Source organism: Nonomuraea sp. NPDC004186 (genome assembly GCF_053603495.1).
The window spans coordinates 1-17,481 of sequence record NZ_JBSGFQ010000132.1; the positions used below are offsets into that span (position 1 = coordinate 1).

Sequence of the window (17,481 nt, forward strand, 5' to 3'; positions counted from 1 at the left end):
GCTGCGGCTGGCGGCGGCCGACGCCACGGACCGGCTGCGCCAGATCATCGGGCTGCTGCGCGAGGACTCCGACGCGGCGCCGCTGTCACCCGTGAACGAGGACGTGACCGAGCTGGTGCGGCGGGCCAGGGACTCCGGTATGCCGATCACCCTGGACCTGGCGCCGGGGCCGGTGCCCGACCTGGCGCACGCGGTGGTCCAGGAAGGGCTCACGAACGCCGCCAAGCACGCCCCCGGAGCCCCGGTCGGGGTACGGGTCTCGCCGGAGCGCGTCACTGTGCGCAGCGGCCGGCCGCGCGCCCGGCCCCTCGCGCTGTCCGGCGGGCTGGGGCTGGCGGGCCTGCGCGAGCGCGTCCGGCTGGCCGGGGGCACCTTGACCGCCGGCCCGGTCGGCGACGGCTTCGAGCTGGACGTGAGCATCCCCCGCGCGGGGGAGCAGGATCCCCGCGGCTCGGGAGGGAATCACAGCCCCGCCGGGCGACGCTCGGAGCATGACTGAACGCAGACCGGGGATAGGCCGCGTCACCGCCGCGATCGTCGCGATCGCCGCGATGCTGCCGTACCTCACGCTGAAGACGCTCTGGCTGACGGGACACCCGGTCGGGGTCGCCGATCCGGCCTTCATGGCCGACCCGGCGATGATCGGGCTCAACACGATGACGTTCGGCATGGAAGCGGTCGGGCTGGTGCTGGCGCTGGCGTTCACCATGCGGTGGGGACTGCGGCTGCCGGCCTGGCTCGTGCTGCTCCCGCTCTGGGTCGGTACGGGCCTGCTGGCCGTGGTGATCGTCACGGCGCCGATCATGGTGCTGACCGGGGGGTTGGCGGTCTTCGAGACCGGCGGGGCCATCGAGCCGTGGATCTACATGATGGTCTACGGCGGGTTCGTCGCGCAGGGTGTCGGCCTCATGACGGCCTTCGTGCTCTACTCGCGCGACCGCTGGCCGGGCGTCTTCACCACCCGGATCGATCACGCGTTCGCCGGCCCGACCCGGTCGTTCCAGACGGTCGTGGCCTGGGGCGCGCTGCTGGTGGCCGGGCCGATCGGCGCGGTCAAGCTCGCCGGGGGTCTGCAGGACCGCGTCGAGGGCCTGCTGGCCGTCGCCGGGGCGGTCGCGCTCGTGCTGATGGTCCGGCGGCGCGGGCGCGGCCCGTTCTGGGCGCCGCTGGTGGCGGCCTGGCTCGGCTCCGGCTCCCTGTTCAGCGGCGGGCTCTACGTGATGATCATCAGCTCCGTACGGGCGCCGCTCGGCGCGCCGGGGGCGGAGCTGACCGAGCTGTTCGGCATGCTGGCGGGGCTGGTCATGGGGATGTGCGGGGCGTTCCTGCTGGCCGAACGGTCAGGTGTGGGCGACGTTCAGCCGGCGGAGCACCCGCTTGAAGGCGAAGATGGAGAACGCGATCGCCAGCCCGCTGATCACGGCCACCGCTGACGTCCTCAGCACCATGAACCCGCCGAGCGACCCGGCCAGATATTCATGGACGGCCAGGGCGATGCTGAGCGTCGAGTTCATGAGCAGCACGAACGCCCACAGCAGCGTGATCCTGGCGAAGAACCTGCGGACCCGCTCGTGCTTGAGCACCGCCGACGGCAGATGGATGTAGTCGAGCGTGAGCTTCTGCACGAGCGGCCGGTTGAGCCGGACGGAGGCGAGGAACGCGATGCTGATGCAGATCGTGCCCATCTCCGGCTGGATGAAGAACCACATCCACGTGCCGGTCCAGAAGGCCACGAGGGCGCGGACCGTGATCGCGAACGCGGCCAGGAACATGGTGGCGGGCACCTTGACCCGCCTGATCAGCCGCCACCCCACCCCGATGTAGACCCAGGCGACGGTGGCGATGAGCGCCCCCTTGAATCCCAGGACCATCATGGCCAGGTAGAACACCGCCAGCGGCGCCACGACGCCTTCGAGCAGCCTGGGGGCCGCCTGCCGGGCGAGTGCCGTCAGGCGTGGAAGGTGGACCGGGGGATGGTTCAAGGCTGCTCCGCAGATAGGCCGATGATCAGCGTCTACCCGGGCTTCGGGGGACAAGGCTTGCCAGATGGACCGCTCGCCGTAACCAGCGGGCATCACCCGCGTCCCGGGAAGCACGCCGGTGGCTTACCGTACCCGAGGAGAGGTGATGCGACTGCCTCTTTTGACGCGTTCCATCTGTTTCCACGAAAACAGCGAGGTCTTACGGCAGGCTTTCAACTGAGTGACGAAGTGGCGAGCTTCGCGCCGAATCCGAGGAACAGAGCGCCGACTCCGGTGGTCAGACCGGCGCTGAGCTTCCTGCGCCGGCTGAACTGGTTGGCCAGGAAGGTCCCGCCGAAGATCAGCGCCGTCAGGTAGAGGAAGCTGAACACCTGGATGATCGCGCCCAGGATGAGGAACGACAGAGCGGGAGTCGCGTAGCCCGGGTCGACGAACTGGACGAAGAACGAGACGAAGAAGAGGATGGCCTTCGGGTTCAGCAGGCTGATCACCAGGGCCTTGCGGAACGGGCGCGGCTGGCGCTCCATCTTGACCTGCGGCTTCTCCTCCTCGGTCGCCTTCCTCGATCGCCAGGCGCCCCTGATCATCTGGAAGCCGATCCACGCCAGGTAGCCGGCGCCGGCGTACTTGACGATCGTGAAGAGCAGCGGGTTGGAGCGGAGCAGGGACGCGGCGCCGGCGGCGGTCAGGAACATCAGCACGGTGTCGCCGATGAAGACGCCGGCCGCGGCCCGGTAGCCCTGGCGGACGCCGTTCTGGGCGGCGAAGCTGAGGACGTACAGGGAGTTGGGGCCGGGCAGCAGGATGATCAGCAAGGCGCCGATGACATAGGTCCAGAAATTAGTGATGCCGAAGAACATGCGTCTTACTCCAGGGGGAGGACCAAACCGCACATCACGATATCTCGCCTGCTGCGTACCATATCCCGCCGTATACCTGCCTGTAGCCGAGCGCCCGGTACGTCGCGTCCACCAGCGCCTGGCCGCGCGCGTTGATCCCGAGGCCGATGCCCTGCTTGTTCATCGAGTAGCCGAACGCCAGGCGCGCCGCCGGGTCGCAGAAGCCGACCGAACCGCCCATGCCCACGTGCCCGAACGCGCTCGCCGACAGGAGCGCGCCCTCCTGGTCGGCGGGCGGCAGGTGCCGGTTGTCCGCCGCCTTCACGAAGCCGAGTGAGAACCGCGACGGCACCGCCAGCACCGCGTCGGTGCCCGCCGAGGCGGTGAGCGACATGTGGACCAGGTGCTCCCCGGTGACCAGGCCGCCGCCGCCCAGCGACAGCGGCCGGTACATCCCGGCCAGGCCCCGGGCGTTCGTGATCGCCCCGATGGCCCCGAACTCGGCCGCGTGCGCCGCCCGGCTGTCCGACTCGCCGGGGGTCATGTAGCCGCCCTCGTTCGCCAGCAGCAGCGCGGGCATCGAGGCCGGGTCCGTGAACGCCTTGACGTAGAAGGAGGGCGGCGTCGCGGGCGGGTCGGCGGGGATCGTCGGCGCGACCCGGTGCTCGTACTCCTCGGGGAGCCCCAGCCAGAACTCCAGGCCCAGCGGCTCGGCGACCTCCTCGCGGAAGAACGTCCCGAGCGAGCGCCCGCTCACCCGCCGTACGACCTCCCCGACCAGGTAACCGAACGTCAGCGCGTGGTACCCGTGCCTGCTGCCCGGCTCCCAGAACGGCTCCTCGCCCGCGAGCCTGTCGGCCATCTGCTTCCAGTCGTAGAACGCGCCGGGCGGCAGCTTCTCGCGCAGCACGGGCAGCCCGGCCTGGTGGGCGAGCAGGTGCCGGACGAGCGTCCCGCCCTTGCCGGCGGCGCCGTACTCGGGCCAGTAGCGAGTGACCGGCGCGTCGAGGTCGAGCTCGCCCCGCGAGGCCAGGATGTGGGCGCAGATCGCCGTCGCGCCCTTGGTGCACGACCAGACGTGCCCGATCGTGCCGCTCTGCCACGGGACGCCTGGCGCGGCTTCCCCGCCCCACAGGTCGACGACCACCTCGCCGTCGACGATCACGCACACGGACGCGCCCACCTCGCCGCGGCGGGCGAGGTTGCCCTCGAACTCCTCCGCGACCTGGGAGAAACGGGAGTCGCAAGTGCCCTGCACGCTCATTTCCCGAATCCATCACGAAAGCCGGACCCTGTAAACCTTCGGGCTTTACCGCCAATCCCTATGTGTTTACTATGGAATACAGGTGGGCTCGCTGATGCGCTGGGGCTGGCGGCGCTGCTGTCCGTGGTTCGCCGTTCGAGATGGGCGCGGTTCGCGTGGCTAGGGGTGGCCGCGTGGACCGCGCCCTTTGACTGCTCGCGTCAATTTGGGTCTTGTCCTCCGGTGGAGGTCCGATCTACGCTCCCCATACTCGTTAGTAAGGTTTCCTAATGAACGAGTGAGGAGCTCACCCCCATGCATCGATCCGTGCGGCTCGCCGCCATCGCCGCGATCGTCGCCGCCTCCTTGCAAGCAGCCCCAGCGCAGGCCGCGACCACGTACGAGGCCGAGAACGCCACCGTCTCCCAAGGCGTGGTCGAGTCGAACCACGCCGGCTACAGCGGCACCGGGTTCGTCAACTACGACAACATCACCGGCTCGTACGTCGAGTTCGCCGTCGACGCCGCCACCGCCGGCCCCGCCACCCTCACCCTGAGGTACGCCAACGGCACGAGCGTGAATCGTCCGATGGCCATCGCCGTGAACGGCACCGCCACCACCAGGGACTTCCCCGGCACCGGCGCCTGGACCACCTGGCAGGAGGCCACGGTCACCACCACGCTCAACGCCGGGACCAACACCGTCCGCGCCACCGCCACCACCGCCAACGGCGGCCCGAACCTCGACCGCCTGGTCCTCGGCACCTCCTCCAGCACCGGCACGCCCGTCCAGGCCAACGGGCAGCTGCAGGTGTGCGGGGTCAAGCTGTGCAACGAGCACGGCAAGCAGATCCAGCTGCGCGGCATGAGCAGCCACGGCCTGCAGTGGTACTCCCAGTGCCTCAACACCGCCTCCCTGGACGCGCTGGCCAACGACTGGAAGGCCGACGTCCTGCGGATCTCCATGTACATCCAGGAGGACGGGTACGAGACCAACCCCCGGCTGTTCACCGACCGGGTGCACAACCTGATCGAGCAGGCCACCGCCCGCGGCATGTACGCCATCGTCGACTGGCACATGCTCGACCCGGGTGACCCCAACTACAACCTGTCGCGGGCCAAGACGTTCTTCACCGAGATCGCCCAGCGGCACAACGGCAAGAACAACCTGCTCTACGAGATCGCCAACGAGCCCAACGGCGTCTCCTGGTCCACCATCAGGAACTACGCCAACCAGCTCATCCCGGTGATCAGGCAGTACGACCCGGAGACCCCGATCCTGGTCGGCACCCGCGCCTGGTCGTCGCTGGGCGTCTCCGACGGGGCGACCGAGTCCGAGATCATCAGCAACCCGGTCAACGCCGCCAACATCATGTACACCTTCCACTTCTACGCGGCCTCCCATGGCAGCGAATACCTCAACACGCTGTCCAGGGCCGCCGACCGGATCCCGATCTTCGTCACGGAGTTCGGCACCCAGACGGCCTCCGGGGACGGGTCGAACAACTTCACGCGGTCGCAGCAGTACCTCGATCTGCTGGCCCAGAAGAAGATCAGCTGGGTGAACTGGAACTACTCGGACGACTTCCGCTCGGGCGCCGTCTTCACCGAGGGCACCTGCCCGAACGGCACCTTCGCCGGCACCTCCCGCCTCAAGCCCGCCGGGGTCTGGGTCCGGGACCGCATCCGCACCCCTGACGACTTCTGACCCCTTCCGGTCCGGCCAGGGTCCTCCCCGGACCCTGGCCGGTCCTTTTCACCCCACCCCGAGCGTTGCCGCAGGGGCGGAGGGGCAGGGCAGGATGTGACATGTGCGGATTTGCATTCTCGGGCCGCTGGAGGTCGAGGGCGACGGGGGACCGATCGCGGTCGGTGGGTTCCGGCTGCGGGCGCTCCTGGCCGTGCTGGCGCTCGAAGCCGGCCGTACCGTCACGGCCGAGCGGCTGATCGACGCCCTCTGGCCGGACGACCCGCCCGCCAACGCGGCCAACGCGCTCCAGACGCTGGTCAGGCGGCTGCGGGTGGCGCTTCGCCCGTACGAGGTGGTGGAGAGCAGGCCGGGCGGTTACGCGCTGGCCGTGGCCCCGGACGACGTGGACGCCCTGCGGTTCAGGCGGACGGCCGGGAAAGGGGCCGGAAAAGGGGCCGGAAAAGGGGACGGCCTGGAGCTCTGGCGGGGGCCGGCGCTGGCCGATCTGACCTCCGTGCCGCTCCTGGCGAACGCGGCCGCCGCCCTGGAGCAGGACCGGCTCTCCGCCGTCGAGGCCCGCGCGGAGGCCGGGCTGGCGGCGGGCGCGCCGGTCGATCTGACGTCGGAGGTCGCCGCGCACCCGCTGCGTGAGCGGCTCGGCGCGCTGGCCATGCGGGCGCTCGCCGCGGAGGGGCGGCAGGCGGAGGCGCTGGAGCTGTTCGAGCGCACCCGCCGCACGCTCGCCGACGAGCTCGGCGTCGATCCCGGGCCCGAGCTGCGCGCCGCCCATCTGGCCGTCCTGTCGGGAGAAGTCCCGGCACGCCCGGCAGCCCCGATGGCCCAGGTCAGGCAGCGGGGCAACGTACGGACCCCGCGGACCAGCTTCATCGGCCGCGAGGCCGAGCTGGACCAGCTGGGCACCCTGCTCGGCCGGGCCAGGATCGTCACGCTCGTCGGCCCTGGCGGCGCGGGCAAGACCAGGCTGGCCACGGAGGTGGCGCTCCGGTCGGCCGAGGCGGTCTGGATGGTCGAGCTGGCCCCGGTCAGCGACCCGGCCGACGTCGCGGGAGCCGTGCTCGACGCGCTCGGCCTGCGTGACGACCGCCCGCCGTACCGGCTGCCCGCCGGGGTGAGCGGCCCGGTGGAGCAGGTGGCCGAGGCCCTCGCGGGCCGCTCCGCGCTGCTCGTCCTGGACAACTGCGAGCACCTCGTCGAGGCCGCCGCCGAGCTGGCCGAGCGGCTGCTGACGGAGTGCCAGGACCTGAGGGTGCTGGCCACCAGCAGGGAGCCGCTCAACCTGCCGGGCGAGCACCTCGCTCCCGTCCCGCCGCTGGAGCCGCCGCCCGTGGGGGCGAGCGCCGAGCAGGCGGGGGCGTACCCGTCGGTCCGGCTGCTGCTCGACCGGGCCGGGGCCGCGCGGCCGGGGTTCGCCGTCGACGGCGGGAACGTGGCCTCCGTGGTGGCGCTCTGCCGCAGGCTGGACGGCATGCCGCTGGCCATCGAGCTGGCCGCGGCCCGGCTGCGCACCATGACGCCGAGGCAGCTCGCCGACCGCATCGACGACCGGTTCAAGCTGCTCACCGGCGGCAGCAGGACCGCGCTGCCGCGCCAGCAGACGCTCAGAGCGGTCGTGGAGTGGAGCTGGGAGCTCCTTGGCGAGCAGGAGCGGGTGCTGGCCAGGCGGCTGGGCGTGTTCGCGGGCGGCGCGACGCTGGAGACCGTCGAGGCGGTCTGCGGGGGAGCGGCGGACGTGCTGGGCGCGCTGGCCGACAAGTCGCTGGTCCAGGTCTCGGCCGAGGGCCGCTACTCGATGCTGGAGACCATCCGCGCCTACGCCCTCGAACGGCTGGCGGAGGCCGACGAGGTCGGCGAGTACCGGCGGCGGCACGCGGCGTACCTGGTGGACCTGGCCGAACGGGCGGTGCCCGAGCTGCGGACGGCCGCGCAGGTCGCCTGGATCGAGCGGCTGTCTCCCGAGCGAGACGACTTCGCCGCGGCGCTGCGGTACGTCATCGACGAGCGGGACGCCGGGTCGGCGCTGCGGTTGTGCGCGGCGCTGAACTGGTACTGGTGGATGACCGGCTACCGGAAGGAGAGCGCGACCTGGGCCGCGCAGGTGATGGAGCTGGTGGGTGACGATCCGCCTCCCGGGCTGGCCGAGGCGTACACGGCGTGCATGTTCGCGTACGGCGTGGACAAGTTCGGCACGATCGTCAACGACCGGCCCGCCATGCTGGCGCTGTCGGAGCTGATGGACCGGCTGATCGAGCGGGCCGGGCGGGAGGGGCCGGTGCATCCGATGATCAGGATCAGCAGGGCCGTCATGTCCGCCGCCGCGGGGGACGACGACCGTGCCGCCGAGCTGATCGAGGCGTACATCGAAAGCGACGACCTCTGGTTGTCCAGCTCCGCCCTCATGGTCGGCGGCCGGATGCGCAGCGAGGAGCGGCTGGAGCGGGCGGTGGCCGGGTTCAGGCAGCTCGGGGACCGGTGGGGGCTGAGCGAGGCGCTGCTGGGCCTGGCCGAGGTGCGGGCCGCCAGGGGTGCGCCGGCGGACGACCTGATCGCCGAGACCTGGTCGCTGACCAGCCGCTGGGTCGGCTCGGACGAGGCGATCTCGACGCTGCTCAGGCTGGCCGAGCTGAGGCTGCGGACCGGCGACCTGGACGGCGCGCGCGAGGACCTGGACAGGGCCAGGGCCAGCATCGACGGGGAGACGACGGCGTACACGCGGCTGCTGCTCGGCCTGGCCGAGGCCGCGCACGCCTGCCACCTCGGCGACCTGGACCAAGGTCTGGAGATCTACCGCGGGCTGTTCGCCGTGCTCGCCGAGGCCCCGCCGATGGCGCAGCTGGCCGCCGCGCTCAGGACCGCGTACGGCCGGGCGCTGGCCCGCGCCGGCGACCTGGCCGCCGCGCTCGAACAGCACCGCCTGGCCCTCGGAACGCTGGGCACCTCCAGCCCGGACCGGCCGCTGCAGTCGCAGGTGCTGGCCGGGTTCGCGCTGGCCGCACAGGTCGAGGGCGACCAGGAGCGGGCGGCCGTGCTGTTCGGGGCGTCGGCGGCGATCGAGCCGTGCGACATCTCGCCCGACACCGTGGAGGGCGCGCGGACGGCCAGGGCCGCGCTCGGTGACGAGCATTACGACGAGTGCTTCGCCAAGGGCACGGCCATGTCCAGGCAGGAGGTCTACGGGATGGTCGGCAGCACGACGTAGGAGGGTCCGTGCAGGGTGGTGGTGCTCTTGTCCAGGTTCCGCCCGAATCGGGGGAAGTTCGAGCCCGCCACGTCGATCCTGATCCGGTGCCCGGGCAGGAAGGCGTTCGAGATCGCGCCCAACCGCACCGTCACCTCGCGTACCTCACCGGGCACCAGGCCCGTCAGCCTGGCGATGCCGTCGGTCAGCAGCTCGGCCCGCCCGTCGGGGTGGACGTCGATCAGCTTGGCCGTCACGTCGGCGCTCGTGGCGGTCGAGGAGACCCGCGCGACCAGCTCGACCGGGCCGCTCACCTCCACCCGCTCGGTGAGGGGCGCCGTCCGGTGGCGCAGGACGTCGCCGCGCCCGTCGAGCGGCCGCTGGTCGAGCGGGCCGAACGCCTCGAACGTCATGACCGCCCCGCCGACCGTCGGCACCGGGTCACCCGGGTCGCTGACGAACTCCGCCGCCCCGCCCTCCCCGGGCGTCGCGCCGAGCCCGCCGTCGAAGCCCAGGTGGTACGGCACGGGCCTGGCCCGCCGGACGGGCCAGTCGTCCTCCTCGCGCCACGCGTCGTCGCCCATCACGAAGATCTTCACCTTCGCCCGGTCGCGCAGGGGCGCCCCGCGCAGCCAGTGGTCGAACCAGTCGAGGTGCACCCCGGTCCAGTCGATCGCCTCCTGGCTCGCCTGGTCGCCGTAGTCGCGCCCGCAGATGTCCCGCTCGTGCGTGAAGTGCGTCCACGGGCCCACGATCAGCCGGGACTCGCCGCCCAGCCGCTCGAAGTGCTCGATGGAGCCGTCGCGGAAGTAGTCGTACCAGCCGGTGCTGACCAGCGCGGGCACCTCGATGTCGCGGTGCCGGACGACCCCGTCCTGCCAGAGCGGGTCGAGGGGGTCGGGGGTGTCCATCCACGTCGAGTAGAAGGGCACCAGGTCGGCCAGCAGCGGCTGGTCGCTGAGCGGCAGCCGCTCCGCCAGCTCCCTCAGGCGCTCGTCGAGCCCGTGGGGCAGGCCGATGGCCGCCAGATACCTGCCCTTGTCCTCCTCCGTCGCCGTGCCGAGCGCGATCCGGCGGTCCAGCTCGTCCACGGCCAGCACCATCGCGCTGACGGTGAGGATGATGTTGAGGTTGGGGACGCCGCCCGGCTGGTAGACGCACTCGTACAGGCCGGCGGGGGAGACGTGCGGCGCGATGGCCTTCAGGCCCTCGGGGCGCTCCTGGGCCGCGAGGAGCTGGGTGATGGCCAGGTACGAGTCCCCATACATTCCGACATTTCCGTCGGACCAGGGTGCGGTCGCCGCCCACCGGACCGCGTCGTATCCGTCGGCCGCCTCGCCGCCGATGAACCGGAACTCGCCCTGCGAGGCGCCGGTGCCGCGCACGTCCTGGATGACGACCGCGTACCCGGCCGCCACCAGGCGGGGCACGTCGAGGTGGTACCCCGGACCCGTGGCGCCCCGGCCGTACGGGGTGCGCGACAGCAGCACGGGGAAGCGCCCGCCCTCGGCCGGCCGCCACAGCGTCGCCACCAGCTCGGCGCCGTCACGGGTGGTCATGGTCTCCGTGGTCTCGATCATCGGACTCTCCTGTTGTAAGCACGAAGGGCAAGGGGGGCGAAGAGGGCGAGAAGGGCGGCGGTCCAGCCGAGCGTGATCCACACGTCGGAGGCGTGCAGGCCGCCGGTCAGCAGCCCGCGCAGGGCGCCGGCCAGGTGGGAGACGGGGTTGACACCCATCCACCAGCTCAGCCAGCCGGGCATGTCGGTGGCGGGGACGAAGGCGCTGCTGCCGAACGTGAGCGGCAGCAGCACGGCCGTCGCCATCCCCTGCATGGACGTGACGGACTTGGCCACCAGCCCGATCCAGGCCGAACCCCAGCTCAGCGCCATGGCCAGCAGCAGCACCAGCCCGAGCCCGGCCAGCGCGCTCAGCGGGCCGGTCGTGACGCGGAAGCCGACGGCGTACCCGACGACCATGGACATCACGATGGTGATCAGCAGCGTGAGCAGGTCCGCCAGGATGCGGCCCGCCAGCGGCGCGGACCTGGCGATCGGCATGGTCCTGAACCGGTCGAACACGCCGTTGCCGATGTCGGTGGCCAGGTTCATGCCGGTGGTGATCGTCGACATGAGGGCCACCTGGACGAGCACGCCGGGCAGCATGTACGCCACCGCGCCCGCCCGGTCGCCGCCGGCCGCCCCGCCGAACAGGTACACGAAGATGACGATCATGAAAACGGGCTGGAAGAGCAGGCCGAAGAGCTGGCCGGGATGGTTCTTCAGGGGGATCAGGCTGCGCCAGGCGAGCGTGAGGCCCTGGGAAAGCGCGGTGGTCATCGGTGGTCTCCGGTCAGGGTGAGGAAGACGTCGTCGAGGGAGGGCAGGCGCAGGGCGTGCTCGGCGAGCACGATGCCCGCGTCGTCCAGGTCCCTCAGCAGGGCGGGCGGCTCCGAGAGGTCGTGCACCGGGACGCTGACCACGCCGTCGGCGGCCTTCGCGCCGAGGAGGGTCTCGGCCTTCTCCAGGTCGGCGGCGCGCAGCGGCCGTACGTCGAGCCGGTGCCCGCCCGCCAGCGCCTTGAGCTCCGCGGGCGTGCCGGACGCCGCGACCCGGCCCCGGTCGATGACCAGCAGATCGTCGGCGAGCTGGTCGGCCTCCTCCAGGTACTGCGTGGTCAGCAGCACGGTCACGCCGTCGGCGGTCAGCTCCCTGACCACGTCCCACAGCTCGCCCCGGGCATGGGGGTCCAGGCCGGTGGTCGGCTCGTCGAGGAACAGGATCCGGGGGCGGCTCACCAGGCTGACGGCCAGGTCGAGGCGGCGGCGCATGCCGCCCGAGTAGCCGCTCGCCGCGCGGTCGGCCGCCTCCTCCAGGCCGAAGCGGGCCAGCAACTCCTTGGCCCTGGCCCTGGCCGCCGGCCGCGACAGGCCGAGCAGGCGGCCTATCAGCAGCAGGTTCTGGGTGCCGGTGAGCTTCTCGTCCACCGAGGCGTACTGGCCGGTCAGGCCGATCAGCTCGCGGACCTTCGCGGCCTGGCGGGTGACGTCGTACCCGCCGACCAGGGCGCGGCCCGCGTCGGGGCGGGCCAGGGTGGCCAGGACGCGCACCGCCGTGGTCTTGCCCGCGCCGTTCGGGCCCAGGACGCCGAGCACGGAGCCGGTCCGCGCCGCCAGGTCGACGCCGTCGAGCGCGCTCTTGTCGCCGTATCTCTTGACGAGCCCTTCGGCTTCGATCGCGTACTTCATGTCTCCGAGGGTGTCCGGGCCCGCTGGCATCCACCTGGCATCGACCTGTCAGGGGGATGGTGCATGTCCGTAACTTTGGGCCTTTCCTCCGTGCGGCAACGTCTTCAATCTCGGGGTCAGGCGCCGGACACCACCCGATCCCGAGCGCCCGAGGAGGACGAGGTGCGACACCGATTAGTCATCCTGCTGGCAGCCCTCAGCCTGATCAGCCTGACCGGCATGTCAGGGGCGGGCGCCGCCGCGGAGCCCCCGGCCAACAAGCAGTACCGCGTGCAGGGCCCGGCCGACGCGCGGCAGCGCAGCGCCGTCGCGGCCACCGGAGCGGCCATCGAGGAGGTGGCCAAGGATTCGGTCCTGGTCACGGCCACGGCAGCCGAGGTCTCCGCCATCAGGCGGCTCGGCTACCGGGTGGCGGAGGTGCCGCGCCCGACATCCCCGTCCGGCGTCGGGACGCTTGACTTCCCGCCGGCGGACTCCGGCTACCACAACTACGCGGAGATGAACGCGGACATCAACGCCCTGGTCGCGGCGCATCCGAACATCGTCAGCCAGTCCACGTTCGGCACCTCGTACGAGGGCCGGGCGCTGCCCCTGATCAAGATCAGCGACAACGTGGGCACGGACGAGAACGAGCCCGAGGTGCTCTTCACCGCGCACCAGCACGCCCGCGAGCACCTGACGGTCGAGATGGCGCTGTACATCATGCACCTGCTGGCCGACAACTACGGCACGGACTCCCGGATCACCAACCTGGTCAACACCAGGGAGATCTGGATCATGCCGGACCTCAACCCGGACGGCGGCGAGTACGACATCGCCACCGGCTCCTACCGCTCCTGGCGCAAGAACCGGCAGCCGAACTCCGGCTCGTCGGCCGTCGGCACCGACCTGAACCGCAACTGGGCCTACCAGTGGGGCTGCTGCGGCGGCTCGTCGGGCTCGACGTCCAGCGAGACGTACCGGGGCGCGAGCGCCGAATCGGCCCCCGAGGTCAAGGCGGCGGCCAACTGGGTGCGCAGCCGGGTCGTCGGCGGCGTGCAGCAGATCAAGACCAACCTCGACTGGCACACCTACAGCGAGCTGGTCCTGTGGCCCTACGGCTACACCCTCAACGACACCGCGCCCGGCCTGACCCAGGACGACCGGGACGCGCACGCCACGCTCGGCCAGAACCTGGCCTCCACCAACAACTACACGCCCGAGCAGGCCAGCGACCTCTACATCACGGACGGGACCATCGACGACTGGATGTGGGGCGCCTACAAGATCTTCAGCTTCACGTTCGAGATGTACCCGACCGGCTCGAACCCCGGCTTCTACCCGCCGGACGAGCAGATCGTCCCGCAGACCACCCGCAACAGGGAGGCCGTGCTCCGCTTCCTCGAATACTCGGACTGCGTCTACCGGATCATCGGCAAGGAGGCCCAGTACTGCGGCACCGGCAACCCGCCGCTGACCGTCTACTCCGACACCTTCGAGACGGCCACGGGCTGGACGGCCAACCCGTCGGGCACCGACACCGCCACCCTCGGCCAGTGGGAGCGCGGTGACCCCGAGGCCACCACCTCCAGCGGCGCCAAGCAGCTCGGCACCACGGTCAGCGGCACGAACGACCTGGTCACGGGCCGTCTGGCGGGCTCGGCGGCCGGTGACTTCGACATCGACGGCGGCGTCACCTCGATCCAGTCGCCGCCCATCACGCTCCCGTCCACGGGCGCGCTGAACCTGTCGTTCTCGTGGTACCTGGCGCACGGCTCGAACGCCTCCAGCGCCGACTACTTCCGGGTCCGCGTGGTCGGCAACACCACCACCACCGTTCTGAACCAGGCGGGCGCGGCGTCCAACCGCAACGGCGCCTGGGCCACCGCGACGGCCGGCCTGAACGCGTTCGCGGGCCAGACGGTCCGCATCCTCATCGACGCCGCCGACGCCTCGGGCGCCTCCCTGGTGGAGGCCGGCGTGGACGACGTCAAGATCACCCAGCAGTCGTAATCCGCTGCGTCACCCCGCCGCACAGGATCCCGGTCCTGTGCGGCGGACTCATGTTTGGGTCTTGTAAGGACGGGCTGTCAAGGCTACGATCGCGACAACTCTTAGGAAACTTTCCTAAAAGTAAGCCTCCGACATCACCGGTCCGCGCATACACCCCCCAAGGGCCCGTGCCCACCTCCACGGGCCCGTGCCGTACGGCTTGCGCTCTCACCCCCCGGTGCAAGCCGTACGGCACGCCACCCCTGAAGGAAGAACTCGTGAGACCTCGCGCGATCCTCCTGGCACTCTCCACCCTCGCACTCATCTTGTACGCCCTCCCGGCCCAGGCCGCCCCTCTCGCCCCCGGGGCCACCGCGACCTTCGTCAAGGTCTCCGACTGGGGCTCCGGATTCGAGGGCAAGGTCACCGTCACCAACGGCACCACCACGGCCATGAACGGCTGGAACGTCCAGTTCGACGTCCCGGCGGGCTACTCGATCCCCTCCGCGTGGGACGCGGTCATGTCCCGCAGCGGGCAGCACTACACCTTCACCAACCCGAGCTGGGCCTCCCCCCTCGCACCCGGGGCCAGCGCGAGCTTCGGCTTCAACGGCAGCCCCGGCAACTTCCCCGGCATCACCGGCTGCACGCTGAACGGGGCCTCGTGCGGCGGCTCGACGGCAGGGGCCCCGGGCCGGCCGGGCGCCGCCTCGGCCACCGCGACCGGCAGCGCCATCTCCCTCACGTGGGGGGCGTCCTCGGGCACGGTGACCGGCTACCGCGTCTACGAGGGCGCCGTTGTCAAGGCCACGGTCACGGGCACCTCGGCCACGATCGGCGGGCTCGGGTCGTGCGAGACCCACACCTACACCGTCAAGGCGTACAACTCCGTCGGGGAGTCGGACGCCGGCGACCCGGTCACCGCCACCACCACCGGCTGCACCGGGGGCGGCGGGACGCTGCCCAAGCACTTCCTCACCGGCTACTGGCACAACTTCGCCAACGCCGCGGCCGAGCTCAAGCTGTCGGCCGTCCCCAACGAGTACGACCTGATCGCCATCGCGTTCGGCGAGGCCACCGCCACCGCGGGCGAGGTCGTCTTCGCGCTCGACCCCGGGCTGTCCTCGGCGGTCGGCGGCTACACCGACGCCCAGTTCAAGGCCGACGTGCAGGCCCTGCACCAGCGGGGCAAGAAGGTCATCCTGTCCGTGGGCGGCGAGGCCGGGCGCGTGCAGGTCGCGAGCGCCGCCGCCGCGACGAAGTTCGCCGACTCGGTGTACGCGCTGATGCAGTCCTACGGCTTCGACGGCGTGGACATCGACCTGGAGAACGGCCTCAACGCCACCTACATGGCCCAGGGGCTGCGGGCGCTGCGCGCGAAGGCCGGCTCCGGGCTGATCATCACGATGGCCCCGCAGACCATCGACATGCAGTCGACCGGGGCGGAGTACTTCAAGCTCGCCCTGAGCATCAAGGACATCCTCACGGTCGTCCACACGCAGTACTACAACTCCGGGTCCATGCTCGGCTGCGACCAGGCGCAGGCGTACGGGCAGGGCTCGGTGAACTTCATGACCGCCCTCGCCTGCATCCAGCTCGAGAACGGCCTGCGTCCCGACCAGGTGGCGCTGGGCCTGCCGGCCGGGCCGGGCGCGGCGGGCGGCGGCGTCGTCTCTCCCCCCCTCGTCAACCAGGCGCTCGACTGCCTGGCCAAGCGCACCAGCTGCGGGACCTTCGTGCCGCCGCGCGCCTACCCGGACATCAGGGGCGCGATGACCTGGTCCATCAACTGGGACGCGAGCAACAACTGGTCCTTCTCCAAGACCGTCAAGCCCCACCTCCAGGGAATGCCATGAAATTTCGCAGCAAACTCATCGCATTACTCGCCGGGATCGCCCTCGCGCTGACCGGCGCCGGATTCTCGACCGCCACGCCGGCCGCGTTCGGGGCCGTGCAGCAGCTGGCCGCCGCCTGGGCCCCGTGGACCTCGTACGCGATCGGCGCGGTCGTCACCTACAACGGCGTCGACTACGTGTGCATCCAGGCCCACACCTCGCAGCCCGGCTGGGAGCCGCCCAACGTGCCGGCCCTCTGGAAGGTCGGCTCGGGCGGCGGCAACCCCGGCGCGCCCGGGCAGCCCGGATCGATCAACACGTCCGTGACCAACTCCAGCATCTCGCTGAGCTGGGGCGCCTCGTCCGGCACCGTGACCGGCTACCGCGTGTACGAGGGCTCGACGCAGCGGGCCCAGGTCACCGGCACCAGCGCGACCGTCTCCGGGCTCGGCACGTGCACGACGCACACCTACACGGTGAAGGCGTACAACTCGGCGGGCGAGTCGGCCGGCCGTGACGCGACCGCCACCACCAGCGGCTGCACCGGCGGCGGCGGGACCAAGATGCCCGGCGCCCCCTACCTCTACATGGGCTGGGGCGACCCGCCGAACCCCGGCACCGTGATGGACGCGACCGGCGTCAAGTCGTTCACGATGGCGTTCATCCTGTCCGGCGGCGGCTGCAGCCCGGCGTGGGACGGCAACCGCCCGCTGACCGGCGGCGCCGACCAGCAGGCCATCAACACGATCAAGTCGAAGGGCGGCAGCGTCCAGGTCTCCTTCGGTGGCTGGCAGGGCAACAAGCTCGGCCCCAACTGCTCCACGCCGCAGGCGTTCGCCAACGCGGTCCAGCAGGTCATCAACGGCGTCGGCCCCGCCGTCGTGGACTTCGACATCGAGAACACCGACGAGTTCGAGAACTACACCGTCCAGGACCGCATCCTGAACGGCCTCAAGATCGTCAAGCAGAACAACCCGAACGTCAAGGTCGTCGTCACCTTCGGCACCTCCAAGACCGGCCCCACCGCGCCCGGCGTGCGGCTCATCAACCAGGCCAAGGCGCTCGGCGTGCCGATCGACAACTACACGATCATGCCGTTCGACTTCGGCGGCTCGAACATGTACCAGGACACGGTCAACGCCTCCGAGGGCCTGAAGAACGCGTTGAAGAGCGCGTTCGGGTGGAGCGACGCCCAGGCGTACGCGCACATGGGCATCTCGGGCATGAACGGCCTGTCCGACCAGCAGGAGACGACCTCCCCGTCCACGTGGACGCAGATCCGCGACTGGGCCAACTCGCACGGCCTGACCAGGCTCGCCTACTGGGCCGTCAACCGTGACCGCCCCTGCCCGGGCGGCGGCGTGGTCTCCAACTGCAGTGGCATCTCCCAGTCCAACTGGGAGTTCACCCGCATCACCGCCGGATTCTGACCCGCTGAGCGGCCCGCCCCCCGCGCCGGGGCGGGCCGCGCGTGGAGGTA

At 71.1% G+C, this 17,481-nt stretch carries 13 protein-coding genes; 7 read left to right on the plus strand and 6 right to left on the minus strand.

Annotation, left to right across the window (positions count from 1 at the left end; genetic code table 11):
• Together ACWEPL_RS55410 and ACWEPL_RS55415 are read left to right on the plus strand one after the other, a co-directional pair.
• Positions 1–499 (plus strand): sensor histidine kinase (locus ACWEPL_RS55410; protein ID WP_452441331.1); only part of this gene is annotated, 499 nt, incomplete at its 5' end.
• The gene (locus tag ACWEPL_RS55415) at positions 492–1,433 is read left to right on the plus strand and encodes a DUF1700 domain-containing protein (protein ID WP_363963036.1); all 942 of its coding nucleotides are present in this window, start codon (positions 492–494) and stop codon (positions 1,431–1,433) included. The genes ACWEPL_RS55410 and ACWEPL_RS55415, both read left to right, overlap by 8 nt.
• Here the strand turns inward: ACWEPL_RS55415 and ACWEPL_RS55420 are convergent.
• From ACWEPL_RS55420 to ACWEPL_RS55430, 3 genes are all read right to left on the minus strand, one after another.
• On the minus strand, positions 1,341–1,982 hold the full coding sequence (locus ACWEPL_RS55420) for a VC0807 family protein (RefSeq protein ID WP_350738909.1): 642 nt from the start codon (positions 1,980–1,982) through the stop codon (positions 1,341–1,343). The two genes, ACWEPL_RS55415 and ACWEPL_RS55420, sit on opposite strands and share 93 nt — an antisense overlap.
• A 212-nt stretch (positions 1,983–2,194) precedes the next feature.
• Positions 2,195–2,842 carry a leucine efflux protein LeuE gene (gene leuE, locus ACWEPL_RS55425; RefSeq protein ID WP_363963038.1) on the minus strand — a complete coding sequence of 216 codons (648 nt, stop codon included), beginning with the start codon at positions 2,840–2,842 and terminating at the stop codon, positions 2,195–2,197.
• Positions 2,843–2,876: 34 nt separating this feature from the next.
• Positions 2,877–4,085, minus strand: a complete 1,209-nt coding sequence (locus tag ACWEPL_RS55430) for a serine hydrolase domain-containing protein (protein ID WP_452441332.1) — start codon at positions 4,083–4,085, stop codon at positions 2,877–2,879.
• A 294-nt stretch (positions 4,086–4,379) separates the two neighbouring features.
• Here ACWEPL_RS55430 and ACWEPL_RS55435 point away from each other — a divergent pair, with 294 nt between their 5' ends.
• Together ACWEPL_RS55435 and ACWEPL_RS55440 are read left to right on the plus strand one after the other, a co-directional pair.
• The gene (locus ACWEPL_RS55435; RefSeq protein WP_452441333.1) at positions 4,380–5,771 is read left to right on the plus strand and encodes a cellulase family glycosylhydrolase; all 1,392 of its coding nucleotides are present in this window, start codon (positions 4,380–4,382) and stop codon (positions 5,769–5,771) included.
• Positions 5,772–5,874: 103 nt separating this feature from the next.
• Entirely contained in the window at positions 5,875–8,970 is a 3,096-nt protein-coding gene (locus ACWEPL_RS55440) for a BTAD domain-containing putative transcriptional regulator (protein WP_452441335.1), read from the plus strand.
• On the opposite strand, the gene ACWEPL_RS55445 is transcribed toward ACWEPL_RS55440, so the two are convergent.
• Genes ACWEPL_RS55445 through ACWEPL_RS55455 form a run of 3 tightly spaced genes read right to left on the minus strand, consistent with a single transcriptional unit; the run spans position 8,943 to position 12,195 of the window.
• The gene (locus tag ACWEPL_RS55445) at positions 8,943–10,529 is read right to left on the minus strand and encodes a CocE/NonD family hydrolase (RefSeq protein WP_452441336.1); all 1,587 of its coding nucleotides are present in this window, start codon (positions 10,527–10,529) and stop codon (positions 8,943–8,945) included. The genes ACWEPL_RS55440 and ACWEPL_RS55445 overlap by 28 nt on opposite strands.
• Complete coding sequence (locus tag ACWEPL_RS55450; RefSeq protein ID WP_350738893.1) at positions 10,526–11,287, minus strand: ABC transporter permease; 762 nt, start codon at positions 11,285–11,287, stop codon at positions 10,526–10,528. The genes ACWEPL_RS55445 and ACWEPL_RS55450 overlap by 4 nt, the downstream gene beginning before the upstream one ends.
• Positions 11,284–12,195 carry an ATP-binding cassette domain-containing protein gene (locus tag ACWEPL_RS55455; protein ID WP_363963048.1) on the minus strand — a complete coding sequence of 304 codons (912 nt, stop codon included), beginning with the start codon at positions 12,193–12,195 and terminating at the stop codon, positions 11,284–11,286. Before ACWEPL_RS55455 ends, ACWEPL_RS55450 begins: the two co-directional genes overlap by 4 nt.
• Before the next feature lie 162 nt (positions 12,196–12,357).
• On the opposite strand from ACWEPL_RS55455, the gene ACWEPL_RS55460 reads away from it, so the two are divergent.
• The 3 genes from ACWEPL_RS55460 to ACWEPL_RS55470 all read left to right on the plus strand — a co-directional run bounded on the left by ACWEPL_RS55460 (position 12,358) and on the right by ACWEPL_RS55470 (position 17,431).
• Positions 12,358–14,187: a M14 family zinc carboxypeptidase gene (locus tag ACWEPL_RS55460; protein WP_363963050.1), complete on the plus strand. Its 1,830-nt coding sequence runs from the start codon at positions 12,358–12,360 to the stop codon at positions 14,185–14,187.
• A gap of 257 nt (positions 14,188–14,444) precedes the next feature.
• Positions 14,445–16,022, plus strand: coding sequence for a chitinase (locus tag ACWEPL_RS55465; protein ID WP_452441338.1), 1,578 nt, complete (start codon positions 14,445–14,447; stop codon positions 16,020–16,022).
• Complete coding sequence (locus ACWEPL_RS55470; protein ID WP_355210068.1) at positions 16,019–17,431, plus strand: carbohydrate-binding protein; 1,413 nt, start codon at positions 16,019–16,021, stop codon at positions 17,429–17,431. The genes ACWEPL_RS55465 and ACWEPL_RS55470 overlap by 4 nt, the downstream gene beginning before the upstream one ends.
• Positions 17,432–17,481: the final 50 nt, after the last annotated feature.

What these genes read in the sequence shown, in the direction of transcription:
- ACWEPL_RS55415 (WP_363963036.1), top strand. Translation starts at nt 492, where the DNA reads ATGACTGAACGCAGACCGGGGATAGGCCGCGTCACCGCCGCGATCGTC.
- leuE (WP_363963038.1), bottom strand. Translation starts at nt 2,842, where the DNA reads ATGTTCTTCGGCATCACTAATTTCTGGACCTATGTCATCGGCGCCTTG.
- ACWEPL_RS55430 (WP_452441332.1), bottom strand. Translation starts at nt 4,085, where the DNA reads ATGAGCGTGCAGGGCACTTGCGACTCCCGTTTCTCCCAGGTCGCGGAG.
- ACWEPL_RS55435 (WP_452441333.1), top strand. Translation starts at nt 4,380, where the DNA reads ATGCATCGATCCGTGCGGCTCGCCGCCATCGCCGCGATCGTCGCCGCC.
- ACWEPL_RS55445 (WP_452441336.1), bottom strand. Translation starts at nt 10,529, where the DNA reads ATGATCGAGACCACGGAGACCATGACCACCCGTGACGGCGCCGAGCTG.
- ACWEPL_RS55450 (WP_350738893.1), bottom strand. Translation starts at nt 11,287, where the DNA reads ATGACCACCGCGCTTTCCCAGGGCCTCACGCTCGCCTGGCGCAGCCTG.
- ACWEPL_RS55455 (WP_363963048.1), bottom strand. Translation starts at nt 12,195, where the DNA reads ATGAAGTACGCGATCGAAGCCGAAGGGCTCGTCAAGAGATACGGCGAC.
- ACWEPL_RS55470 (WP_355210068.1), top strand. Translation starts at nt 16,019, where the DNA reads ATGAAATTTCGCAGCAAACTCATCGCATTACTCGCCGGGATCGCCCTC.